Genomic DNA, 24,814 nt, shown 5'->3' with positions numbered 1-24,814 from the left:
AGGCTATTCGTCGGAAACATTTATAAAAAATGAACTTCGTTCATTTTGTTTCCTACTATAGCAACAAAGGAAAGGTTGAAATTTTATTCCAACCTTCCCTGTTTAATTTAATCCTACAGATATATGAAAAACTTTGTTCACATACATCCGCACAGACAATGTTCCTTTCTTTATTGGAACTTTGCAAATAATGCATGAATTAAAATTATTTAATTCCAAACATCGTTCTGCATATACGCTTGCCTGATTCTGTCTTAAATACAGCTTCATAAGCAGCCTTTACATTCTGAGACGGCAATCCGTCTTCATACATATTAACTAAAAAATCTGCTTCAACTAAAATCTGGTAATCGCTGTCACATATATCATTATATGTGTGATGATGAGCAACTAAATAACTTACTCTTTCAATGACATCTTTAGGATAACCTAATTCATTTAACATTTTTTCAGCAATTTCAGGTCCAAGTTTTTCCTGTAATTTTCCACTACAGTTTCCTTTTCCATGTACTTCTTCTGCTTTTTTTATTCCAATATCATGAACTAAAGCTGTTGTTTCTAAAGCGAACTGCTCTTTTTCAGGAATATTTTCCATTGTTCCAATGAGTCTACAATATTCAAATACTTTTGTAAAATGCTGTATTCTCTTTGGATCGCCTTCATAATACTCAATCATTTTATTAAAAAGTTCTATATGATCCATTTTTGTCCTTTAACCTCTTAATTCAATACCAAGTTCCTGTAATCCTTTAAGAATCTTGTCCATTGCCTTTGTGATATCAGCTTCTTCAAGTGTTCTGTCACTTGCTCTAAATACAATCTTATATGCAACTGACTTAAATCCTTCTTCAATCTGATTTCCTTCATAAATATCAAACAACTGATAGTTTTCAAGATTCTTTCCGGCACATTTCTCTATTACTTCTTCAATCTGACCTACAAGTATTTCTTTTGAAACTACCATACTAATATCTCTTGTTACAGCAGGATATTTAGCAATTCCTTTATATTTTGTATCAAATGATGCCATTTCAACGATATATGGCATGTCAATTACTGCAACATATACTCTGTCTTTAATATTATAGTTATCTAATACTTCAGGATGAACTTCTCCTAAATAACCAACAACTGTATCATTATAAATAACATTTGCCTGACGTCCCGGATGTAAAAATGTCTTTCCTGCTTTAGCATCATATGTTACTTTTTTATCCATTCCAACCTGTGAAAAGAATTCTTCTACAACACCTTTCATTGTAAAGAAATCACCTTCTCCATAAAATCCAAGTGTAAACTGCATTCTTTCATCTGGAAGTTCTGTTACAGGCATTGATTTTGGAAGATAAATATTTCCAAGTTCAAATAATTTAACATTCTTATTTCTTCTGTTGAAGTTTGTTGAAAGTGATGTAAGCATTCCATTTAACGATGTAGTTCTCATTACACTAAAATCTTCACCTAATGGATTCATTATAGAAACTGTATTTCTAAGTTCTGAATCTTCAGGTAATAAAAGTTTATCAAATACTTTCTTGCTTTCAAATGAATATGTCATTGCCTGAGAGAATCCACAGAACCGTGCAACTGAACTTGCAATTTTTTCAATCTGTACTTTAAGTGGAATCTTACCTGATGTTGATTCTCCTGACGGAAGTGTCATTGGAATCTTGTCATATCCATAAAATCTTGCGATTTCTTCTGCAATATCACATGTTCTGTATAAATCCTGTCTAAATGTAGGAACTGTAATTAACTGTGTATTATCATCATATTTTAATTCTAATGCAGGGAAGTAACTTAACATTTCCTCTTTTGATAAGTCTGTTCCTAATAACTTGTTAATTTTTTCAGGCTCAAATTTAACTGTATTTTCTTCTTTCTTTTCAGGATAGATATCTACCATTCCCGCAACAACTTCACCTGCTCCAAGTTCTTCAATTAACTGACATGCTCTGTTGATTGCTGCTTCAGCATTATTAGGGTCTAATCCTTTTTCAAATTTTCCTGATGCATCTGTTCTTAAGCCTAAACGTTTTGATGATAAACGGATGTTAGTTCCATCAAAGCATGCTGCCTCAAATACCATATCTTTAACATCATCTGTGATTTTTGAATTTTCTCCACCCATGATTCCTGCTAATCCAATTGCTTTTTCTCCATCACATATCATAAGCATTTCACTATCAAGATTTCTTTCCTGTCCATCAAGTGTTGTAAATGTTTCACCATCATTTGCACGTCTTACAACAATCTGTTTACCTGCAATTGTATCTAAATCGTAAGCATGCATTGGCTGACCAAATTCTTCCATAACATAATTTGTAATGTCTACAAGATTGTTAATTGGTCTGATTCCACAAGCTGCTAAACGTCTCTGCATCCATTTAGGTGATGGTCCAATTTTTACGTTTTTAACTACTTTTGCACAATATCTTGAGCATAAATCAGAATCTTTAACTTCTACTTTAATATATTCGTTAACATCTCCATCTGTTCCAACTGCATGAGTTTCAGGTGCATGGAATGGTTTTCTAAATGTTGCTGCAGCTTCTCTTGCAATACCAATTACACTGTAGCAGTCAACTCTGTTAGATGTAATTTCATATTCAAATACACTGTCATGTAATCCTAATGCTTCTACTGCATCACTTCCTACCTCTGTTCCTTCAGGGAAAATATAAATTCCATTTTCAGGTGCTTCCGGGTACATTTCATTTGTTGAGCCCAATTCTTCTATTGAACACATCATACCAAAACTTTCAACTCCACGAAGTTTTCCTTTTTTGATTTTAATACCACCCGGAGTCTTTGAGCCGTCATGTCCTCCGGCAACTCTTCCTCCATCAAGAACAACTGGTACGATGGCACCTTCAAATACATTCTGTGCTCCGGTAACAATCTGTACTGTTTCTTTTCCAACATTAACCTGACAGACAACAAGTTTATCTGCATCAGGATGCTTTTCAATTTTTTCTATTTTACCTACAACAATTTTATCAAGGTCAGCATCTAATCTTTCAAATCCTTCTACCTTTGTACCTGACAAAGTCATTGCATCCATATATTCCTGATCTGTACAATCCAAATCATCAACATATGCTTTAATCCAAGATAATGGTGTATTCATGATTAATTCTTCCTTTCTCTATAAACAAAATTAGAACTGTGATAAGAAACGATCATCATTTTCATATAACAATCTCATATCATCGATTTCATATTTTAATAATGCGATTCTTTCCAAACCAACGCCGAAAGCAAATCCAGTATATTCTTCAGGATCAATTCCACTCATTTCTAATACATGAGGATGAACCATACCACATCCTAAAATTTCAATCCATCCTTCACCTTTACAGAATCTGCATCCTTTTCCTCCACATTTAAAGCATGTAACGTCCATTTCAGCACTTGGCTCTGTGAATGGGAAATGATGGGGTCTGAATTTAACCTTTGTATCTGCTCCAAATAATTCTTTTGCAAATTCCTGTAATGTTCCTTTTAAGTCAGCAAATGTAACATTCTTATCTATTACAAGTCCTTCTACCTGATGGAAAGATGGTGAATGTGTTGCATCTACTTCATCTGAACGGAAAACTCTTCCCGGTGAAATAATTCTGATAGGAGGTTTCTCATTTTCCATTACATGCACCTGAACTGATGATGTCTGAGTTCTTAAAACCATATTTCTGTTTATGTAGAAAGTATCCTGTTCATCTTTAGCCGGATGGTTTGCCGGAATATTTAAAGCTTCAAAGTTATAGTAATCATATTCAACTTCCGGACCTTCAACAACTTCATATCCAAGTCCTACGAAAATCTTTTCTAATTCTTCTAATGCAACTGTATTTGGATGTAAATGACCAATCTTATTTTTCTTTGCAGGAAGTGTAACATCAATTACCTCTGCTTTTAATTTAGCTTCCCTTGCTTTAGCAGCTAAATTATTTTTAACTTCTTCCATTTTTTCTTCGATGGCTGCTCTTGTTTCATTTACCATCTGTCCAACCTTAGGTCTGTCTTCAGGAGCAACATCCTTCATTCCTTTAAGTACTTCTGTTAACTGACCTTTTTTACCTAAATAAGCAACTCTAATTTCATTTAACTTATCTAAGTTTTCTGATTCTAAGATTTTAGAAACAGCTTCTTCTCTGATTGCTTTTAACTTTTCCTTCATTATTTATTTTTCCTTTCACTTATTTTCGGATACTGTTTAAAATATTTTTTTGCATAAAAAAAGTACCCTTGATTAAGGGACGGAAATATCCGCGGTACCACCCTAGTTCCTGATTAAAATAATCAAGCTCTCTATATGCTTAACGCGCATAAACGTCATTCATTACTAAGAAAATTCCGTTTACAAATGCAGCTCCAGTGGGAAATTCAAATTGCAGCGTAACCTAAAAAATCTCTCAGCCGATGAATCTTTCTCTCTTAAAGAATACTGCAACTTTACTTACACTATCATTGCCTTTAACTTTAGTAATTCTAACACACATAAAATTTAGTGTCAACACGCTAATTAGGCATTATTTAACTCATTTTGCAGCAATAACCATTCTGCTGTTGTTACTCTGTTCATTATTAGTTTTCGTCTTTCTTGTTTCATTAAACAAAAAATGTTATAATAAATATGTTTTCCTTAAATTACTAAAGGAATTATTTAAATACAAAAAGAATATAATTATTTATTAGAAGTAATATCATTTTCTTCTATTTAAAATGAAAAGGGTATATTTATGAAAAAAATAGAAAATAAATTTATCAACACTATCATGGATTTTGTTAATGCAATTGGTAAAGACAAGGTTGGTGTATATAGTGCTCAGGCCTCTTTCTTTATTATGCTTTCAATTTTTCCATTTGCTATGTTGATTTTAAATATGATTGGGCTTACTCCAATCACTGAAGACTACATAGTTAATTTTGCAAATTCTTATTTACCTGATAGCGTTAAGCCTCTTATTATTCAAATAATAAACGAGATGTATTCAAATGTATCCGGTACTGTTATTTCCATTACAGCTATTGTCGCTATATGGTCTGCGTCAAAAGGTGTATTATCTGTTATGTTTGGTATATATAATATTTATAATGTGCATTCATCAAGGAACTATTTTATATCACGATTTATCTCTATGATATATACTGTTTTCTTTGTAATTGCCATGGTTGTCACATTAGTACTTTTAGTATTTGGAAACAAACTGTTTAAACTTGCAATTTCAATTGTTCCGCCTTTGATAAATGTTTCTGTTTTATATACAATAACAAGTTACTCGGCAGTTTTTATAATATTAACACTATTCTTTCTAATAATATTCAAGGTTGCAAATTTAAAGTTAGCTAAATTCAGGAAAATATTACCTGGAGCTGTATTCAGTTCTCTTGGATGGATTTTGTTTTCATTTGCATTTTCAATTTATGTAGATAATTTTTCTAATATGACATATATGTATGGCAGCTTAACCGCAGTTATAATTATGATGTTTTGGATTTACTTTTGTATTTACATTTTATTTATCGGAGCAGAAATAAATGTTTATTTTTATCCTGAAATTTCAAAAAAAACAGCAATTAACCAATAACGGCAATTGCTGTTTTTTTATAAAAAAATTCAATTATATTTTCGTAACTATAGCCGGAAAGTGCAAGTTCTTTGCAACCATTCTGACTCATTCCGCAACCATGTCCAAATCCTCCACCATATATTTTAATCCCCCACCATTTTCCATTCCTATAAATGTTTTCAATTGAAAAAAAACTACTAGGAAGCATTGACATATTACTCCTTATATCACCATCATTAAGCTTTATCCCTAAGCCATATGGATTAAGTGCTTTTCTTATATTAATTTGGTTGCTTATGCTAATCTGCTTATTTTTTCCGTACACGGTAATATTAGAAACTATACCTCCTGCACCTCTATTATTAATTTCTATTTTGCTAATTTTTCCTATATCGTATCCTATATAATTATTTACAACATATCTTAAATGAGACTTAGACATTTTTACATTCCATCTATAGAACGGATATTTATTTTCTAAATCCGTTTTAGATTTCTTTTTTATATAAGTATCAAAATCTGCCTGCGTTTCTGCTTCTTCTAAATTTTGTTTTACATGAACGCTTTCCAGATATTTTTGTTTTTTTGTTCCCCAAATTTTATAATCTGTAGTATACCCACATGATGTAGAAAAGAAATAAGTGTTTATTAAATTATCATTATAAGTAACTACTTCGCCTTTTGTTTGTGCTACCGCATCTTTTATTTTATTATCAGGCTCAACTATATTGTATACCTGATACGCTGTACTATCATCTCCAAAAGCATTATATTCCTTATATTTTTCATTATTAATTCTTTTTGCAATATATGTTCTTGCACAAACAGCCTGGGCTTTTAATGCTTCATTTGGATATGAGTTATTTAATTCACTTGATACAACAGCCGCTACATAGTCTTCAATTCCCACTTCATTTACTACAACAATTCCATTTTCTGTCTTATATAAATATATATCTCCTTTGTAACCGTTAATTTTTCCATTTCTTTTTATCGAGTTAATATGAATTTTTTTCTTATTATTTGAAATCTTTATTATACTACTTCCATTAAAATATTCTGACCCACATGAAATTATTTTATCTTCATTTACAATTTCTGAATTTTGAAAGTCTTTTCCATAATTAATATTTATTTTTTCTTTTTTCTTTATTTCTATATTATTGTGATAAATCGAACTAAAATCACTATTCATAAGAACTATTCTTACATTATTCAATTCCATATTTATAATTTTTTCAGTCTGATTTTTTTCTTCATTTGCTTTGCTTTCATCATCATATATAATTTTATTAACTATGATATCCTGACCATATGTTTTTAACTGATTGATTTTTATAAGTACATCCTGACACTTAATTGTATATGCACAAAAAGTAACTATAAGTATTGTAGATAAAGCAAAAATTATCTTTTTCATTTTTTGCACCCAGCCTTTCAAATACGACTTACAGCTTTATATCTAAATTTACTATTACATAAGAAAGGCACAGCAAAAATGCTGTGCCAACTTATCTTTTGATTTATACTCGAAATGCCGTCCTTGCCTTTTGAGTCCTAGCTTGCGCCAGGTGGGCAACCGCATTCACACTTCTGCCTTCCACTAGCTAGCCACCTGTACTATGTACTGACGGCATATATGAGGCCTGACATCCATGCAAAGATATAGGAATCCCGTCTCGATAAATGTAGGTTCAAAATATACAAGTCTACGAGCATTCCAAGGAAACAAACACAATCAATGACTGTGTTGTTTGTAATATTATTATAGAATATATTATTCTTTTTATCAATGGAAAATACTGACTATTTATTATTTTCACAAAACTTTAACATTATAATTTGCATTTCCACTTGAAGATTGTCGTATAACAATCTATTTTTTACCTTATCTTTTTTCTACTATTTCTCCCTGCTTTTTGTAGATTGAATTGGCTTTAACTACGCCTCTAACACTTGATAAAGGATAGATATTTACATTTCTTCCAATGACTGTTCCCGGATTTAGGACTGAACCACATCCTACTTCTACGTAATCTCCAAGCATTGCTCCAAATTTCTTTAAACCTGTTTCAATCTTTTCTTCTCCATCTTTAACCACAACTAATGTTTTGTCTGATTTTACATTTGAAGTAATTGATCCGGCTCCCATATGCGAATGCGTTCCTAAAATACTATCTCCAACATAATTATAGTGTGGGACCTGAACAGTATTGAATAATACAACATTTTTTAATTCTGTAGAATTACCAACAACACAATCTTTTCCAACAATAACTTTTCCACGGATAAATGCCCCAGGTCTTACTTCTGTACCTTCATCAATTATCAATGGTCCGTTTAATGTTGCTGTTTTTGCTATTGTTACATCTTTAGCAATCCATATATCTTCCTGTGGATGGTCAAATTTATCTTTCGGCAAAGTCTTACCTAATTCAATTATAAAATCACCTATATTAGCTAATACTTCCCATGGATATTCTACCCCATCAAATAATTTAGCTGCAATTGTTTCGTTTAAATCATATAAATCTTTTATTTTGTACATTCTAGCACCTCTCTTTGTGAATTATTTTTCTTTCACTATTTAAAGAAAAACTGTTACTAATATAAGTAACAGTTTTTCGATATGATCTTATTCTACTGTAACTGATTTTGCAAGATTTCTTGGTTTATCTACATTTAATCCTTTTAATACAGAAGTATAATAAGCTATCATCTGTAACGGAATAACTGTTACCATTGGCATTAATACATCTTCTAATTCAGGTACTTCTACTATATAATCATTTACACCTTCTGCAAATTGCTCTCCTTCCTTACAAACAGTAATTGTCATTGCCCCTCTTGATTTAACTTCAACAATATTGCTTACTGTTTTTTCAAGTAAGTGACTCTGTGTAGCAACTGCTATTACCGGCATACCATCTGTAATAAGAGAAATTGTTCCGTGTTTTAATTCGCCTGCAGCATAACTTTCAGAATGAATGTATGAAATCTCTTTCAACTTAAGTGAGCCTTCCATACTAAGTGCATAATCAAGCCCTCTACCAATATATAATAAGCTTGACGCTGTTATTAACTTGCTGGCAATATATTTACATTTACTCTCAGCCTGCATTGTTTTTTCTAAAACTTCAGGAATATTCTTTAACTCTTCTGTAAGTCTCTTACACTCTGCTTCGTCTATACATCCTTTAGCATATGCCATTTCAAATGCTATTAAATACATAACAGACATCTGTACTGAGAAAGCTTTTGTTGATGCTACTGAGATTTCAGGACCTGCATGAGTATAAAGAACCATATCTGATTCTCTTGCAATTGAAGAGCCCTTAACATTAACAATTGAAAGTACTTCTGCGCCTCTTTCATGTGCTAACTGCAATGCTGCCTTAGTATCTGCAGTTTCACCTGACTGTGATACAACAACCATCAAATCATCTTTTCCAATTATAGGGTCTCTATATCTAAATTCTGATGCAATATCAACTGTGACTTCTGTTCTTGCTAATTTTTCAATTACATACTTTCCAACCATTCCTGCATGCATTGCTGTACCACATGCAACAATAAATAACTTATGATATGATTTTAATTTTTCAGGTGTAAGTCCACATTCTGATAAATCAGGCATACCATTCACAATTCTTGGTGCAATTGTTGTATTTACTGCTGTTGGCTGTTCATGTATTTCTTTTAACATGAAATGTTCATATCCACCCTTTTCAGCTGCATCCATATCAAGTTCTGAAACCTGAATTTCTTTCTTAATATTCTGCTTATGAAAATCACAAAATTCAATTCTATCTGACTTAATTGTTGCAATCTCACCATATTCAAGAAGATAATAATTTCTTGTATATTTTAAGATTGCAGGTACATCGCTGGCGATAAAGTTTTCTTCTTCACCTTTTCCAATAATTAATGGGCTGTCTTTTCTTACTGCATAAATTGTATCAGGAAAATCTTTAAAAATAATTCCCAATGCATATGCACCTGTAACATCTTTTAATGTCTTAATTATTGCATCTATAGGATCACCTTCATAATAGTAATCTAATAATTTTGCAACTGTTTCTGTATCTGTTTCACTTACAAATGTATATCCTTTATCAATTAGGAAATCTTTAATTTCTTTATAATTTTCTATAATCCCATTGTGTACAATTGATACTCTCTTATTTCCATGTGGATGAGAGTTAATGTCTGATGGTTCACCATGTGTTGCCCATCTTGTATGTCCAATACCACAATGTCCATATGGTTTATGTTCTTTTTTCATTTTTTCTGTAAGTTTCTTTAATTCTCCTTTTGCCTTACATACAGATATTTCACCTTTTTCAAATACTGCTATTCCTGCTGAATCATATCCTCTATACTCAAGTTTACTTAATGAGTCTATTAATACATCAGCGCAGTCTTTACTGCCCACATATCCTACTATTCCACACATTATTTGTTCCTCCTGTAAAATTGTGCCACATAATTATAGTAATTCACCATCTGATTAGCATTGTTGATTCTTAGAACATTATCTGTTCTACCTCTTATAAAATCATCTAATTTCTTCATATATTCATCAGCTGTTATTTCACCCTCTGCAACCTTGGTAAGACCTAATTCCCAACTTGCTGTCAATTCAGGGTTAAGAAGAGATCTTATTGACATATAAACTACGCCATAAACCATTTCTCCTAATTGCATTGGTGTCACAATCTGTGTTTTACTATTTAACTTAATGTATTCATTTTTTTGTAGTTTGGTTATTATTCCAGCTCTGGTAGCACTTGTACCAATTCCACTTCCTTTTATCTGAGCTCTTAAATCCTCGTCCTCTATAAGCTGACCTGCGTTCTCCATTGCAAGAATTAAAGAACCTGAATTATATCTTTTTGGTGGTTTTGTTTCACCTTCTTTAATATCCAGACCTACCATTGAAATTTTATCATTTTTCTTTATATTTTTCAACAATTCAAAAAATTTGCTGTCTAGTGTTAACTCCTGATTTTCACTATCATTAGTGCCATCCTGATTTTCAGCATCATTTTCCTGCTTATCTTTTGAGCTTTTCTTTTCGCCCGGAACGCCTGCAATTTCAAAATAACCTTTCTGAACTAATATTTTAAAATTGCTTCCAAATTGTTCCATTGTTTCACTACCATCTTTGAAAACAGATTTAACATTTCCTATCAATGATGCTTTTTTGTATATAGCCGGCGGATAAAAAATACTTAAAAATCTTCTTACAATAAGCACGTATACTTTCTGTGCAACCGGTTTTAAACTATTTAAGCCATTTAATCCCTGTCCTGTAGGAATTATTGCATAATGGTCTGTTATCTTCTTATCATCTACATATTTAGTTTTTTCTAACCCTTTGTAAGAACCTGCTTTTAAAATATTTTCAGCAAATCCTTTTACCGGAGTAAATCCTCTTAATCCATTTATATTCTTATAAATCTCTTTTGATACCGCAGTAGATAAAACTCGTGCATCAGTTCTTGGATAAGTTACCAGTTTCTTTTCATATAGTTCCTGAACTACATTCAATGTTTCATCAGGATTTATCTTAAATAATCTAGAACAATCATTCTGAAGTTCTGCAAGATTAAATAACAATGGAGGTTGCTTTTTTTCATCTTTTTTAGTAATTGACTTAACCATTAATTCGACCGGCTGTGAAACATTTATTGCCTCAATTAATTCTTCTGCCGTCTTTCTTTCTTTAAAACCATTTTCCTTATATAAAAATGGTGTTTCAAAATATTTTGTATTTTCAACTGCCTTCCATTCTGCATCTACTTTGTAATCTTCAATCTGCAATTTACCATTTACTCTGTAAAATGGTGTTTTTACAAAATTTCTTATTTCCCGTTCTCTATTGCATATCATTCCTAATACGCACGTCATAACCCGACCTACAGAAATCACTGTGTATTTTTTATTTAAGAATCTTGCAATTGAATTTCCATATCTAAGAGTTAATAATCTAGAGAAATTAATTCCCATTAAATAATCTTCCTTCGCTCTTAAATAAGCCGCGTCAGACAAATTATCATATTCAGATATATCTTTTGCTTCCCTAATTCCTCTTAAAATTTCTTCTTCAGTCTGAGAGTCAATCCATACACGTTTTTGTACTTTATCATGTACTCCTGCTTCCTGAGCCACCAGTCTGTATATATATTCTCCTTCTCTTCCTGAGTCAGTACAAACATATATCGTCTCTACATCTTCTCTGTTCAAAAGACCTTTTACAATATTAAACTGCTTTTTTACTCCAGGAATTACTTCATATTTCCATTCTCCTTCCGGAATAAAAGGCAAATCCTGAATATTCCATTTTTTCAATTTTTCATCGTAACATTCCGGATAGCTCATAGTAACCAAATGACCTACACACCATGTTACTACGGCATTTTCACTTTCTAAATATCCGTCACCACGTTTTGTATTCTCTTTTAATGCTTTTGCAAATTCAGCAGCAACACTTGGTTTTTCTGCTATAAATAGTGATTTTCCCATTAACACTCCTGCCTTGTCCGGTAATTAATTTATCTCGTCTAATGTAATACTGTATGATGGAAGAAATTTTTCAATAAAAAAAGCAATCTCCGGCATCTTCATTTCGTCTATACTCTTTTTAATTGAATTTTGTGCATTAACAAAATCTGTATTTCCCATTTTTGACTCTTCTATGCACTTTATATATGCTGATAATCTATCTGCAGCCTTTACATATTTCCACTCTTCATTTTGTTCTTCTTTTAAGATAGTTCTGTAAACCTTTCTCATTTCTTCCGGCAATTCATTTATAAGCTGATTAGTAGCCACTTCCTCTACCTTTTTATAAGAATCTCTTATTTCAGGTGCATAATATTTTATAGGTGTAGGCAAATCTCCCGTAATAATTTCGGATGTATCATGAAACATCGCTAAAACCGCTATGTGTTCTGCATCATTTTGTTTATTAAAATAGATATTTCCTATAGTAGCTAAAGCATGGGAAATAACAGCCACATCTAAACTATGTTCTGCTATATTTTCCTGAATTGTATTTCGCATAAGCCCCCATCTGTTTATATATTTCATTCGGGCAAGCATACCAAAAAAATTGTTCATTTATTCTCTCCATATTACAAAAGTTTTCTACCTTTTAAATAGATACAAAGGTCTTTTTGTCATTAAACATCATCAACAAAAAGACCTTTGTATTTGTAATTTACGGTATTACCTTCGCTTACAATATATTTATATTATTTAACTTCATATTTCAAATTTTTAAATATATATCTGAGAAATAAAATAATACTTCACAAACTCTTGTGCACTACATGTTTACACAATTATGCTCTCTTTACATATTTAAAAATTTCTTTACAACAGATTCCATTTCATCTACATTGCATAAGTTATTATGACGGATTTCTGCGTTTCTGATTTCTTCAATTGCATTTGGAACTTTAACATTTCCAATCTTGCTTAATTCATCAACTAATTCAAAATCGCCAAGCTTATCATATGCAGGATTAATTGCATTCATAACACTTCTTGTAAATTTGAATGGGCTTGCTGTACTTGCAATAACAGTTACCTTATCATCATTTGTATCTTTCTTGTACTTACCATATACACATGAAGCAACTGCAGTATGAGTGTCCATAATATATCCTGTCTTGTCATATACTCGTTTAATTTCTTCTGTTGTTTCAGCTTCAGTAGCATAATTTCCATAAAAATCAGCAAGTTGCTTTCTCATTGAATCAGTAATAGTATATTTTCCGTCTTTTGCAAGTTCTGCCATTAATTCAGCATTCTTTTCTGAATCATTTTCAGCAATTTTATAAATTAATCTTTCAAGATTACTTGAAATCAAAATATCCATAGATGGTGAGTTTGTTAAAATAAACTCTCTGTTTCTATCATAGCATCCTGTTTCAAAGAAATCATAAAGTACTTTATTATCATTTGAAGCACATACTAATTTATCAATCGGAAGTCCCATATTCTTTGCATAGTAAGCTGCTAAAATGTTACCAAAGTTACCTGTTGGAACTACAACATTAATTTTTTCATCCTTAGCAACTTTTCCTTCTGCAAATAATTTTGCATATGCATATACATAATAAGCAACCTGTGGGATAAGACGTCCAATATTAATTGAGTTTGCTGATGAGAACTGGAATCCTTTTTCATCCATTTCTTTTGCAAGTTCTTTATTTCCAAATATAGCTTTAACTCCACTCTGTGCCTGGTCAAAGTTTCCATTTATTGCTACAACAAATGTGTTATCACCTTTCTGTGTAACCATCTGTTTTTCCTGAATAGGGCTTACTCCACCATGTGGATAAAATACTACAATTCTTGTTCCTTTAACATCTGCAAATCCTGCCAAAGCAGCCTTACCTGTATCACCTGATGTAGCTGTCAAAATAACAATTTCATTTTTAACATCATTCTTTTTAGCTGATGTTGTAAGTAAATGTGGAAGTATTGACAATGCCATATCCTTAAATGCTATTGTTGCGCCATGGAAAAGTTCCAAATAGTATGCGCCATCAACTTCTGCTAATGGAGCAATTTCTTCTGTATCAAATTTAGAATCATATGCTTTATTAATACAATTCTTTAATTCTTCCTCTGTAAAGTCTGTAAAGTATAATTTCATAACTTCATATGCAACTTCCTGATATGTCATTTTTGACAATTCATTTACAGATACTTCTAACTTCGGAATAGTTGTAGGTACAAATAATCCTCCATCATCTGCTAATCCTTTTAAAATAGCCTGTGATGCCTTTACTTCTCCACCTTGTCCACGGGTACTTCTGTATAATACTTCCATCTTTTCCTCCTACTGATAACCTTATTTGTTATTTATATAGTTTATTAAACCTTCTGCTTTAATGATTTTCTGCATAAACTCCGGGAATGCCTGACCTTTAAATTCAGTTCCTTTTGTTTCATTGTAAATCATACCTGTATCAAAATTAACTCTTACCACGTCTCCTGCCTCAATGCCTTTAGCAGCTTCCGGGCATTCAATAATTGGTAAACCAATATTTATTGCATTTCTATAAAAAATTCTGGCAAATGTTTCAGCTATAACACAACTTACACCCGATGCCTTAATTGCTATTGGTGCATGTTCTCTTGATGAACCACATCCAAAGTTCTTATCAGCTACTATAATATCGCCTTCTTTGACATTTTTTACAAAATCAACGTCTATATCTTCCATACAATGCTTTGCAAGTTCCTTTGCATCAGGAACATTTAAGTATCTTGCTGGAATAATTACATCTGTATCAACATTATCGCCATATTTAAATACTCTTCCTTTAGCTTCCATTTCTGCCTCCTATAGTCCTAATTCTTCTGGTCCTGAAATCTTACCTGTAACTGCACTTGCTGCTGCTACTGCAGGGCTTGAAAGGTAAACTTCTGATTCAGGGTCTCCCATACGTCCTACAAAGTTTCTGTTTGTTGTAGCTATTGCTCTTTCTCCCTTTGCAAGAATACCCATATGTCCTCCAAGACAAGGGCCACATGTTGGTGTGCTTACTGCGCATCCGGCTTTAATGAAAGTCTGAATTAAGCCTTCTTCAATTGCCTGTAAATATACTGCCTGAGTTGCTGGGAAAATTATGGCTCTTACACCTTTTTTAACTTCTCTGCCTTCTAATACTTTGGCAGCAATTCTCATATCTTCAATTCTTCCGTTTGTACATGAACCAATAACAACCTGATCAATCTTAACTTCGCCAACTTCGTCAATTGTTCTTGTATTTTCAGGAAGATGTGGAAATGCAACTGTCGGTCTTAATTTACTTAAGTCAATAGTGTATTCCTCATCATATTCAGCATCCTCATCTGCTTCATATACTGTAAATTCTTTAGTAGAATGTTCCTTCATATACTGAATAGCCAAATCATCTACAGGGAAAATACCATTCTTTCCACCTGCTTCGATTGCCATATTTGTCATAGCGAATCTGTCATCCATAGATAAGTATTTAATTCCATCTCCAACAAATTCCATTGAGCGGTATAATGCACCGTCAACACCGATTAAACCAATTATATGTAAAATAATATCTTTTCCACTTACCCATTTAGCCGGTTTACCTGTAAGATTAAATTTAATAGCTGATGGAACTTTAAACCAAGCCTGACCTGTAGCCATACCTGCTGCCATATCAGTACTTCCTACACCTGTTGAGAAAGCTCCAAGGGCTCCATATGTACATGTATGTGAATCTGCACCAATAACTACGTCTCCGGCAACAACTAACCCTTTTTCAGGAAGTAATGCATGTTCAATTCCAACTCTTCCTGTTTCAAAGTAATTAGTAATTTCGTTTTCTTCTGCAAAATCTTTAACGCATTTATATAATTCTGCTGATTTAATATCTTTATTTGGTGTAAAATGATCTGGTACTAATGCAATTTTATCTTTGCAAAACACACAATCAACATTCATTTTTTTCATTTCGCCAATCGCTACAGGAGCTGTTACATCATTACCTAAAACCAAATCTAAATTGGCTTCAATCAACTGTCCTGCTTCGACTTTATCTAATCCCGCATGTGCTGCAAGAATTTTCTGAGTCATAGTCATTCCCATGTTCAGATTCCTCCTTAATTGAATACGCTTTTATTCTAATGCACTATTTTATAACAAAATTCAATCAGCGTCAATTGATGATAATTATTTATTTCATTTTAAATCTTAACAATTCATTATAATTATCCATATCGAGAACTATTACATTTCCATCAAATCCAATAACGTACAAATTATCGTCTATATATAATCCTCTAGAAGAATATATATTTCCAGACATTTTTATTTTTGCTCTTCTTACAAATTTTTCATTTTCTTTATCATATCCAAATATATAATAATAATTTTCTATATTACCATTTTTATATTCTTCAGCCATGAATCCGATTATATTTTTCTCATAAGATACCATAACCGCTTTATAATTATATAACGCTTCTGAATATTCAGTTCCACTTATCACCTTTCTGGATTCTAATTCAGCTTTTCCATTTTTAATATTATACATATCAAGTTTTATTTCCTGATTATTTTCATTTTCTGTATTCATTCCTAATCCTAATAAACTATCTTCTCCATAGAAATGCAAATAATCTGAGTATCCGGAAATTTTTAATTTTCCAATAATACTTGGATTTTCTATATCAGAAAAATCAACTGCAAAAAGAGGGTCTGTATTTCTATATGTAACAAAATATCCATAATCGCCCATAAATCTTGCTGAATAAATTTCTTCATTTTCAGCTAATCCTTCTGTTTTTGAAACAACTTTCATGCCTGAATCTAAAACATACAGATTATTGTGCATATCATTTTTATAGAAATCATTTTCTAAAACTTTTTCATTATATATGTCTTCGTATCCGATTACTTCATCTTGTTTATTATAAACAACAATTCTACTAACAAGATTTTTATAATCATTAACGGTTGTAACCATTCTAATATGCCCTTTATATTCATCAACAGATAAATTGTCATCTATTGTTCCATCTACAACTCCATCTGAAATTATTTTCAAATTTCCATCTTTGCATTGTATTTTTATTATTTCGGTATTGCTTTTTTCACGTACATAAACAACTTTTTCTTTTGCATATACTTCATTAAAATTAATATCCGGATATGCTTTTTTAAGATATTTTTTATATTCCTTTCTTATTTTTACATCTTTATCTTTTATATCTATTTTGCTTATATATTTTTTTCCTTCCTTTGTGTCAGAAATATCTTCCTCACTGCTTTTTGATATGCATAAATACAAATTGTCCTCACTCATATAAACATTAGTATTTCCGACAGCTATAGCCTTTGTTCCCATTATTTTGTCGGGTTTTAAAATATTAACTGATGTAACAATAACATAATCACTACCATCACTATTTTCAGGAATATAAATATCCGAAGCTGCCATTTTTTTATTTTGAACATATGGTACGCAATTGTCTATTGAAATATTGTCTATTGGTTTATTTGTAACAGTATATAAAATATTTCCAACTAATCTTGAAGAATTATAATTGCCTTCTATCTTCAAAGTTGATGCTAATTTAGCATTTTCAATATCTGTTATATCGTAAATCAATACTTCTGTATTTCCCGAATAAATTGCTATATCATAACATCCCATTTTTCCGGTTGAAGAACTATATTTACTTGCAAAAACTACGAGTCTATTATCATTAACGTACATTTCCTGATACTCATATTTATTTTTATTTTTTCCTGATGATAAGTTTATTGCTCCAACCTGTTTAGTATTTTCTCCATCAGCATTGCATATTAAAACTTTACTCTTGCTTTGATTAAGAAGAAATATATTCTTGCCATTCGTCTTTACGATATCTGCTTCATCTACGCCTTGCGTCTGTACATTTGTATTGTAAGATTTAGATTGTGATGATGCTGAAGAATCTGCTACATTAGTACTTTCAGATTTTGCAGTTTTAAGTCCGTTTCTTTCTTTCATTCCATAGTAAATTGCATTATTTGCAATTTGTAAATTTTTAAGTTTATCATATATATCCGAATAACTTTCATTATTGTCTGATTTGCTCTCATTATTCTTTTCATTTACAACTACATTGAACGTTCCACTATTATTATCGTTAGTTATATAATTGTATGTAACATTAAATACTCCAACAATTAACGCAAGGCATGCGGCAATTGTTCCAATTTTAAGTATTTTCCCCTGTTTTTTTCTTTCATTACTTTTGTTTAATAATCCGTTTAATTCTTCACTGTTCATTTTGTCAGGAATTATTGTTTTATCAGATTCTTCTTTTATAAAACTTGCAATTTTTTTATTTTCTTTATTTACATCCTCAAAAAAATCTTTCTTATCCATTCCTAATCCTCCAAATATTTTTTCAATTTGTTTAAACTTCTATTCAATTTAGATCTTATGGTTGATGATTTAATATGTAATATTTTTCCGACTTCTTCACTTTTATATCCTTCTATAATGCATAAAGTCACAATCATTCTGTCTGTTTTATTCAATATGCTCATAGCCATTTCCAAGTCGATTTTTTCTTCTTTATTATCTGTTTTTCCTTCAACACCTGTTAATTCATCAAATTGGATAACTTTAGGATTTTGAATTGTTACTTTATCATATTTTTCCCGCATTTGTCTTTTACATTTGCCTGATAATATTTTTATAATCCAAATATCAAATTTATCTGTGTTTTTTAGTTTTCCAATTCCTTTATAAGCATCTAAAAATGTTTCACTTACTGCATCTTTAGCCTGTTCACTGTTTCCTATTGTGTAAAATGCAAATTTGTACAAATCTCTATGTACTGCTGAATACAGATTTTCAAATGCAGTCTTATTTCCCACCTTTGCTTTTTCTACATCATTGATTTCATAATTCATATTGTTTTCTCCATAATTTATTCCTGAATAAACAATAGTGTTTTCCAGGTTGTGTACACTTTACCCTTCAAATATATAGTGTTCTTCTTTTTCCGTTTTGTTGCATTCTTCTTTAAAATATGTTATAAATTTCTTGTTGCTTTTTGGAGCGGTATCGAAGAGGCCATAACGAGACTGACTCGAAATCAGTTTGTCCATTTACTTGGGCACGTGGGTTCGAATCCCACTCGCTCCGCTTTTCTCTTGTTATACACATGACTTTTTTGTATATAACAACAAAACTCATCTTACATGATTATTTGCATATTCACATGCATTACTCTTCATGTAAGATGAGTTTTTTCGTTTACGTGACTTTGACCTTATGAAATCAAATTATACTGCCATCATAAAACACCATAATAAAAAGCACATAACAGCTAAATATCCGAAGAAAATCACCATTCCTTTTTTGTTTTCATAAAATTCCATAATGAATTCCTCCTTTCTAAAATCCGTCTCCTTTATTTATATAAAATTATATCATTTTTTCCTTTGTTTTTCTATGACTAAGCTTGTTTTTCCACGGACAAATATAGCCAATATTACGTCTTCTTTTTTGGTTATTTTTATATCTTATTTCACCTGTATGTATATTTTATTTTTGCTACTTTTTATGATAAGATATATTATTATGTCAAAACAAAAACATAAAACTACAAAGTGTGTTTATTATAATAGTTTATAACTTTATGTTGGAATCAAAAAGGTCTTTCACCCACTCATTAGCAAGCTTATGTGGACTTAAACCTTTTGCCCCTGGCATAAACTTTATACTATTATTTATGCTGACAATTTCAATATTGTCACTTTTATCATTTTACTAATTTATAAAGGAGTATCCGCAATGTATTACAACTCTTTAAATGCTTATTTAAGAAATAAATTTGGATGTAAAGTATATAAATTGTCTATAAGTTCCGGCCTTTCATGTCCTAACAGAGATGGTAATATTAGTATGGGTGGTTGTATTTTTTGTAGTGAAGGTGGTTCAGGTGACTTTGCTAGCAATCCTTCATATTCAATAACTGCCCAAATTGAGGAAGCAAAAGAAAAAGTTTCAAAGAAAATATCATCAGGTAAATACATAGCCTATTTTCAATCATTTACAAATACATATGGTTCTGTTGAATATTTAAGAAAAATATTTACAGAAGCAATAAATCATCCTGATATTGTTGCTTTGTCAATTGGGACCCGACCTGACTGTTTGCCTGACGAAGTAATTGCACTTTTAAATGAATTAAATTCAATTAAACCTGTCTGGATTGAACTTGGATTACAGACAATTCACGAAAAAACTGCAGAATTCATTAATCGCGGTTATAATTTGGATTGTTTTAATAACGCTGTAACACGTCTCAATCAAGCTAATATAGATATTATAGTACATTTAATATTAGGACTTCCCGGAGAATCTATGGAAGATATATTACAATCAGTTGATTATGTTTGCTCCTTACATATTCAAGGCATTAAGCTTCAATTACTCCACATATTAAAAAACACTACTCTTGCAGATATTTATATGCGAAATCCTTTTCATGTTTTCACTATGGATGAATATGTTTCCCTAATAGGCAAATGTCTTGAGCACATTCCTTCAAACATTGTTATTCATAGATTAACCGGAGATGGTCCAAAATCTTTATTAATAGAGCCTTTATGGAGCGAAAATAAAAAATTAGTTTTAAATACTCTCAATAAATATTTATCTGATATGGACATTATTCAAGGGAGTAAAGTTATCAACTAACTATTTACTTAACTACACCTTGTTTTGTTTCGCTCTCAAGAGTTGTTTGTATTTCCTGACTTTGTGTAGTTTCAATTTCCTGTGTATTTTCTACTTCACTGGTTTCTTCTGTCGTTACTTCACTTTCATATTCAGAAGTAGTTTCCTGACTTTCTGTTTCACTTATCGTTTCTGTGATTTCTTCTTCAGTAAAAGGTTCAGAAATCTCTTCTTCAACTATTGCTGGTTCTATATTCAATATTAGCTCATCATCGTCATTTGCCACACCCTTTTTTTCAACTTCTCCTGCCAGGGTATTAATACTTTTCCTACATAGTTTATTATAATCTTCCTTTCCTGCTTCTGCCAATTTTATACACAATGCAGCTTTTCCTAGTGAAACATTATTTTTCTTTGCAACTTTTTCAACCTTTTTATCTACTTTTATATCCTGATAAATTGTTTTAAATTTCTTTCCCTTATCAATTTCGTATTTTTCAGTATTATATTGAACTGAATTTAGTACTTCTTTTCTTGTCTTTGCATTATCTGACACAACTGTTACAAGCATAGAATTCTTATTTTTTTTCAAATATCCTTCATTCGATATTTCTTTTATAATTCCATTCATTACATCTTCGCATTTAGATTTTTCATTCAATTTGTTTCTCAATTTTTTTACAATTAACTTTGCATCTTTGTTTCCTGCTACAATTTTTTCAACGCATCCTTCCTTATTAAATTGTACCGTAATACTTGGATTAACATCTACAATTATGGAAAAAGCATATTTTTCCTCCTTAAACTGCTGTTTTGGAGAAAATACCATTATAACAATCATAATACACGCCACCATAGCAGTAACAATACCACCAAATATAACTTTATTATTCTTTCTAAATAACGGCTCATCATTACCAAAAAGTTCAGACTCGTCTTTTATTTTTTCTATTTTATTTTCACAAATTTTATTAACTAAATCCGGAGCCATTGATTCAAATTTGTCATCTAAAATTTCTTTTATATCCTTTTCTTTCATCATATGCCTCCTATGCTTCAATTTTACTCTTCATTTTTTTTAATGCTCTGTTATATTTAGATAATACAGTTGATAGCGGTAATCCTGTAATTTCAGCAATTTCTCTATGTTTCATCCCCATATATATGTACATAATTACAATCGTTCTTTCTTCTTTTTTTAATGACGCAAGTGCCTGTTCTAATAAAATTCGTTGTTCACTAACATTATTTTCATTATCTGTCACATAATTCTCCACCAAATCAAAATCAACTTTTGTAATTTTTCCATATTTTCTTATGTGGTCGAGATATACATTTTTTGCGACACGACACATCCACCCCATAGGTGTACCTTGTTTTGTGTATAAATGACTTCCATTACGCACTTTTATATATGTATTTTGCAGCATATCTTCTGCATCTTCTTTGTTTCTCGTAAGCGATAATAAAAACCCATACAATTGTTTATACGATGCATAATATAATTGTGCAAAAGCTTCATTATCACCATCTGCTATTTTTGCAAATAATCCTTCATCTATTTTATTATTTTCACTTTGCATAAATATTACCTTATTATATCCCCTTTTTATTCACCCCGTAATTAGTATCATCTCATACTCTATTATCTACTAATTAAACGTGATATGTTCAATTTTTATTGCATAAATTAAATGCAAAACTGATTTTTATTGCATATAAACTAAAAAATTGAATAAAAATTAAGCAAAAAGTTTAGTTTCTATTCAACTTTTTAAGTTTTATATTTTATTTTTAGCTATTTTCTTTGTCTCGTCAATCAAAACATTTTTAAATTCCACATATTCTTCAGTTCCGTCAACATAATACTCATGTGGCATTTTTGTTCTCTTTACTTCAGGATAAATTTTTTTCATTTGTTCATTACAATACTTCTGTTTTTCTAAAATTTCCGGATCGTCATACACTAATTCACCATTTTTAAATATTGTCTTTTGTAATTTTTCTAATTTAAAATTAGTAATTGTAGTATGTTTTAATATATTGGCCGGATCAGCAATAACTATTTTATCCCTTGATACATTTTCTATTCTTCTTGCCATTATATCTGCAATTGCATATCCTGTTTCTTTATCATATGCTCTATATAATTTTTTAAAATCAGGATTGATTGTCTTTGAAACATCATTACTTAATTTTATTTTAGGAATCCAATTTCCATCTTTCTTTAATGCAACTTCTTTATATACGCATCCCATTCTTCCTTCAGGTTTAGAAATGTTATCGCCAACACCAAGACTTGAGAACTCTGCTCCCTGTATAATTAATGATTCTATTGATTCAGCTGTAAGTCCATTGCTTAAGCATATTCCTGCATCTTCTAATCCTGCATCATCAAGCATTTTTCTTGCTTTCTTAGATAAATAAGCTAAATCTCCTGAGTCAATTCTAATTCCTTTTAATCTATAACCGTTTGGAACTAAATACTCTTTTGCAACTCTTATAGCATTTGGAACGCCACTTCTTAGAGTATCAATTGTATCAACTAATAATAAGCAATTATCCGGATAAGCTTTTGCATATGCTAAAAATGCATCATACTCAGTGTCATATGACTCAATCCAACTATGTGCCTGAGTTCCCAGTCCTTTCATATTAAGCATATCCGCAGCAATATCATTACTTGTTCCATCACATCCTGCCATAATTCCATATATTGACGCATCTATTGCTGCTTCACAACCATCTGCTCTTCTAGCTCCAAATTCCATTATTGTCACATCATCAGGAGTAGCTTCTACTATTCTTCTTGCTCCTGTTGCATGTTCCATTGCTCCGTTAACCATAGATAAAATTGCAGTTTCAATTATCTGTGCTTCAATTATAGGTGCTTTTACCGTTATTATAGGCTCATTTGGAAATACAGGAGTTCCATCAGGTATTGCATATATATCACCCGAGAATTTCAAATTTTTTAAATATTCTACAAATGACTTACCATATCCTTTTCTTTCTAAATATGATAATTCCTGTTCTCCAAAACTGAAATCTTTAATGTATTCTATTACTTTATCTAATCCTGCCATAATAGCATACCCGCCATTGTTAGGCACTTTTCTAAAGAAAACATCAAATGCAGCAATCTGATTTTGCATTCCATTCTGATAATATCCGTTCGACATTGTAAATTCATATTCATCTGTCATAAGAGTATAATTTCTTGGTAAACGTTTATATCCATTATATATTTTCATCAACCTTACCTCTGTCTTTCTTTTTGTTTTTCACTATTCCCATTTTACTTAGTCTTATTTCTTTATTATATTTGTATATCTTATTAATTTTATTACTTGAAATTTAAATTGTCTACCTTTTAAAATAAAAAATACCAAACTGTGGATGTTATTCGCAACCTGATTATACGCTTTGGATTTCCTCATGCTAAAAAAGAGCCTAAAAAATGCGGTCAATCCTATCGAATTAACCGCATTTCATTAAAAATCAATCTTAGTTATTGATTAACTTGTCTTCTTCATTATTCCAGCTGTAAAGTTTTCTGATTTCCTGTCCAACTTTTTCTGATGGATGTTCTGAAGCTAACTTTCTCATAGCCTTGAAGTGTACCTGACGTCCTGCCGGTGACATATCAAGTAAGAATTCTTTTGCGAATGTTCCGTCCTGAATGTCGCTAAGTACTTTCTTCATTGCTTTCTTTGTTTCTGCTGTAACAATCTTTGGTCCTGTTACATAATCACCATATTCTGCTGTATTTGATATTGAATATCTCATTCCTGCAAATCCTGACTGGTAAATTAAGTCTACGATAAGCTTCATTTCATGGATACATTCAAAGTATGCGTTTCTTGGATCATATCCTGCTTCACATAATGTTTCAAATCCTGCCTGCATTAATGCACAAACACCACCACAAAGTACTGCCTGTTCTCCGAATAAGTCTGTTTCTGTTTCTGTTCTGAATGTTGTTTCAAGAACTCCGGCTCTTGCTCCACCAAT

Annotated in this window: 18 protein-coding genes, 1 tRNA gene, 1 other RNA gene, 1 pseudogene and 1 other annotated feature; of the genes and pseudogenes, 3 read left to right on the top strand and 18 right to left on the bottom strand. The window is 31.2% G+C overall.

The genetic code is table 11. The features are described from left to right. Positions 1-205: 205 nt before the first annotated feature. The 3 genes from DWW96_RS08870 to pheS are packed head-to-tail and all read right to left on the bottom strand — an operon-like array spanning position 206 to position 4,180. Positions 206-676, bottom strand: coding sequence for an HD domain-containing protein (locus DWW96_RS08870; RefSeq protein ID WP_243003055.1), 471 nt, complete (start codon positions 674-676; stop codon positions 206-208). Between the two features lie 36 nt (positions 677-712). Further along, positions 713-3,130, bottom strand: a complete 2,418-nt coding sequence (pheT, locus tag DWW96_RS08865; RefSeq protein ID WP_117910163.1) for a phenylalanine--tRNA ligase subunit beta — start codon at positions 3,128-3,130, stop codon at positions 713-715. 30 nt (positions 3,131-3,160) lie between these two features. Then, on the bottom strand, positions 3,161-4,180 hold the full coding sequence (gene pheS / locus DWW96_RS08860; RefSeq protein ID WP_022089079.1) for a phenylalanine--tRNA ligase subunit alpha: 1,020 nt from the start codon (positions 4,178-4,180) through the stop codon (positions 3,161-3,163). A gap of 72 nt (positions 4,181-4,252) precedes the next feature. After that, positions 4,253-4,480 (bottom strand) — a binding site (T-box leader). A gap of 262 nt (positions 4,481-4,742) precedes the next feature. Between pheS and DWW96_RS08855 the strand changes: the two genes are divergently transcribed. Beyond that, the gene (locus DWW96_RS08855; RefSeq protein WP_022089078.1) at positions 4,743-5,591 is read left to right on the top strand and encodes a YihY/virulence factor BrkB family protein; all 849 of its coding nucleotides are present in this window, start codon (positions 4,743-4,745) and stop codon (positions 5,589-5,591) included. On the opposite strand, the gene DWW96_RS08850 is transcribed toward DWW96_RS08855, so the two are convergent. The 11 genes from DWW96_RS08850 to DWW96_RS08800 all read right to left on the bottom strand — a co-directional run bounded on the left by DWW96_RS08850 (position 5,581) and on the right by DWW96_RS08800 (position 19,026). Beyond that, positions 5,581-6,993 carry a SpoIID/LytB domain-containing protein gene (locus DWW96_RS08850; RefSeq protein ID WP_117910162.1) on the bottom strand — a complete coding sequence of 471 codons (1,413 nt, stop codon included), beginning with the start codon at positions 6,991-6,993 and terminating at the stop codon, positions 5,581-5,583. The two genes, DWW96_RS08855 and DWW96_RS08850, sit on opposite strands and share 11 nt — an antisense overlap. A gap of 102 nt (positions 6,994-7,095) precedes the next feature. Further along, positions 7,096-7,303, bottom strand: a non-coding RNA gene (ssrS, locus tag DWW96_RS08845) — 6S RNA. A 158-nt stretch (positions 7,304-7,461) separates the two neighbouring features. Continuing rightward, entirely contained in the window at positions 7,462-8,121 is a 660-nt protein-coding gene (locus DWW96_RS08840) for a transferase (RefSeq protein WP_022089076.1), read from the bottom strand. Between the two features lie 87 nt (positions 8,122-8,208). Next, the gene (gene glmS / locus DWW96_RS08835; protein ID WP_117910161.1) at positions 8,209-10,029 is read right to left on the bottom strand and encodes a glutamine--fructose-6-phosphate transaminase (isomerizing); all 1,821 of its coding nucleotides are present in this window, start codon (positions 10,027-10,029) and stop codon (positions 8,209-8,211) included. Continuing rightward, positions 10,029-12,101: a DNA topoisomerase gene (locus DWW96_RS08830; RefSeq protein WP_022089074.1), complete on the bottom strand. Its 2,073-nt coding sequence runs from the start codon at positions 12,099-12,101 to the stop codon at positions 10,029-10,031. Before DWW96_RS08830 ends, glmS begins: the two co-directional genes overlap by 1 nt. Positions 12,102-12,125: 24 nt before the next feature. Continuing rightward, positions 12,126-12,698 (bottom strand): 5'-deoxynucleotidase, encoded by a 573-nt coding sequence (gene yfbR, locus DWW96_RS08825; RefSeq protein WP_022089073.1) that lies wholly within the window; start codon positions 12,696-12,698, stop codon positions 12,126-12,128. Positions 12,699-12,933: 235 nt separating this feature from the next. Beyond that, on the bottom strand, positions 12,934-14,421 hold the full coding sequence (gene thrC, locus DWW96_RS08820; protein WP_117910160.1) for a threonine synthase: 1,488 nt from the start codon (positions 14,419-14,421) through the stop codon (positions 12,934-12,936). A gap of 21 nt (positions 14,422-14,442) precedes the next feature. Continuing rightward, on the bottom strand, positions 14,443-14,928 hold the full coding sequence (gene leuD / locus DWW96_RS08815; protein WP_022089071.1) for a 3-isopropylmalate dehydratase small subunit: 486 nt from the start codon (positions 14,926-14,928) through the stop codon (positions 14,443-14,445). A 9-nt stretch (positions 14,929-14,937) separates the two neighbouring features. Further along, positions 14,938-16,203, bottom strand: a complete 1,266-nt coding sequence (gene leuC, locus DWW96_RS08810) for a 3-isopropylmalate dehydratase large subunit (protein ID WP_022089070.1) — start codon at positions 16,201-16,203, stop codon at positions 14,938-14,940. Between the two features lie 88 nt (positions 16,204-16,291). Beyond that, positions 16,292-18,493, bottom strand: a complete 2,202-nt coding sequence (locus tag DWW96_RS08805) for a beta-propeller domain-containing protein (RefSeq protein ID WP_117910159.1) — start codon at positions 18,491-18,493, stop codon at positions 16,292-16,294. A gap of 2 nt (positions 18,494-18,495) precedes the next feature. Next, positions 18,496-19,026, bottom strand: coding sequence for a sigma-70 family RNA polymerase sigma factor (locus DWW96_RS08800; protein WP_117910158.1), 531 nt, complete (start codon positions 19,024-19,026; stop codon positions 18,496-18,498). 145 nt (positions 19,027-19,171) lie between these two features. Between DWW96_RS08800 and DWW96_RS08795 the strand changes: the two genes are divergently transcribed. Further along, positions 19,172-19,261 (top strand) — tRNA-Ser (locus DWW96_RS08795). A gap of 651 nt (positions 19,262-19,912) precedes the next feature. Further along, a complete protein-coding gene (locus tag DWW96_RS08790; RefSeq protein ID WP_117910157.1) occupies positions 19,913-20,821 on the top strand; it encodes a TIGR01212 family radical SAM protein in 909 nt (302 codons plus the stop codon). A 4-nt stretch (positions 20,822-20,825) separates the two neighbouring features. On the opposite strand, the gene DWW96_RS08785 is transcribed toward DWW96_RS08790, so the two are convergent. From DWW96_RS08785 to DWW96_RS08770, 4 genes and pseudogenes are all read right to left on the bottom strand, one after another. Then, entirely contained in the window at positions 20,826-21,842 is a 1,017-nt protein-coding gene (locus DWW96_RS08785) for a hypothetical protein (RefSeq protein WP_158562676.1), read from the bottom strand. Between the two features lie 7 nt (positions 21,843-21,849). Then, positions 21,850-22,383 (bottom strand): RNA polymerase sigma factor, encoded by a 534-nt coding sequence (locus DWW96_RS08780; RefSeq protein ID WP_117910156.1) that lies wholly within the window; start codon positions 22,381-22,383, stop codon positions 21,850-21,852. 198 nt (positions 22,384-22,581) lie between these two features. Beyond that, positions 22,582-24,054: a nicotinate phosphoribosyltransferase gene (locus DWW96_RS08775; RefSeq protein WP_117910155.1), complete on the bottom strand. Its 1,473-nt coding sequence runs from the start codon at positions 24,052-24,054 to the stop codon at positions 22,582-22,584. Positions 24,055-24,307: 253 nt separating this feature from the next. Beyond that, a pseudogene (locus tag DWW96_RS08770) lies at positions 24,308-24,814 on the bottom strand (ketol-acid reductoisomerase); the annotation flags it as partial.

It is taken from the genome of Eubacterium sp. AF17-7, from assembly GCF_003461285.1.
Lineage (GTDB): Bacteria > Bacillota > Clostridia > Lachnospirales > Lachnospiraceae > Eubacterium_U > Eubacterium_U album.
The sequence above is the reverse complement of the archived record's forward strand: the minus strand, read 5'-3'. Positions and strand labels throughout refer to the sequence as shown.